2 protein-coding genes are annotated in these 526 nt (G+C 46.0%); both read left to right on the plus strand.

Annotated features, from left to right (window positions below):
- Nucleotides 1-60 precede the first annotated feature (60 nt).
- Nucleotides 61-354, plus strand: coding sequence for a TIGR04197 family type VII secretion effector (locus tag HCJ45_RS14845; RefSeq protein WP_185381677.1), 294 nt, complete (start codon nucleotides 61-63; stop codon nucleotides 352-354).
- Nucleotides 351-526: DUF3958 family protein (locus HCJ45_RS14850; protein WP_187125295.1), on the plus strand; the 176-nt coding region annotated here is incomplete at its 3' end. The genes HCJ45_RS14845 and HCJ45_RS14850, both read left to right, overlap by 4 nt.

Here is a 526-nt window from a genome sequence, read left to right on the forward strand (position 1 = left end):
TTATGAGATTCTCGTAAGTGGCGTTTTTTTCTAAAAATGAGCAGAAAGGGATGAAGAAAAATGGGTACAGTAGCAAGTGATTTAGGGAAAGCCACAGAAAAAGCCACTGCGCTTCAACAAGCTGTTTCGATTCTTCAGAAACAAGGAACAACCATTGCGAAAGATGAAGAAACAACGGTTGGGGGGAATACACAGGCACACACGGCAATCCAAGCAGAAGGCAAAGCAGCCACTCAGATTGCGAGTGCGTTAACGATGGCAAGTACGAATTTACATAGTGTCGCAGAGGCCTTTGCTGCGAAAGATGCGGAACTGGGGGCCAACCTTTCAACAATTGGAGGTTCAACACCATGAAGACGTGGACCGAGTGGCAACAAGAGGAACGGCGATTAATGGGAAAAGAAGACGAAAATCAACAAAAAAGGCGAGCTGTCCAGCAACTTCAAGAGGCCTATGACATCCATTTGCGACAAGGACTCCGATTTGTGGAAGAAGTTAGCTGGCAGTTTCGGAAAAATGATCGAGC

The sequence above is a fragment of the Listeria immobilis genome (assembly GCF_014322845.1).
In the GTDB taxonomy this organism is placed as follows: Bacteria; Bacillota; Bacilli; order Lactobacillales; family Listeriaceae; genus Listeria; species Listeria immobilis.

Coding starts and splice junctions, on each gene's coding strand:
- HCJ45_RS14845 (WP_185381677.1), top strand. CDS start 61: ATGGGTACAGTAGCAAGTGATTTAGGGAAAGCCACAGAAAAAGCCACT.